Below are 372 nucleotides of genomic sequence, written 5' to 3'. Positions count from 1 at the left end.
TCCAGTCGCTGAGGCCGTTGTCGGGGGCCAACGTGGTCTTGTCTTCGGAGTTCTTGACGATCACGACGTCACCGATCATCGAGTTGTCGAAGAACCACGCGGCGGGCTGCTTGCCGTCGCCGCCGCCCTTGACGTCCTTCAGGCCCACGCAGCCGTGGCTGGTGTTGACCTTGCCGAAGACCGCGTCGGCACCCCAGTAGTTGCCGTGGATGAAGGTGCCCGAGGCGGTCAGGCGCATGGCGTGCGGTACGGCCTCGATGTCGTAGGAGGGTTTGCCGTCCTTCTTCGTGAGGCCGACGGTCGCACCGTTCATGTGGATCTGCCTGAACTTCTCGGAGATGACCATCTGACCGTTGTACGTCGGGTGCTCGG

1 protein-coding gene is annotated in these 372 nt (G+C 63.4%); it reads right to left on the bottom strand.

The window, feature by feature from the left end:
• A partial coding sequence (locus tag KVT44_RS55705; RefSeq protein ID WP_217576894.1) for a L,D-transpeptidase occupies nucleotides 1–372 on the bottom strand: 372 nt, incomplete at both ends.

Source organism: Streptomyces sp. GbtcB7 (assembly GCF_019091445.1).
Taxonomy (GTDB): domain Bacteria; phylum Actinomycetota; class Actinomycetes; order Streptomycetales; family Streptomycetaceae; genus Streptomyces; species Streptomyces mirabilis.
Note: the sequence above shows the minus strand (reverse complement) of the source record. Positions and strands in the feature narration are given on the sequence as shown.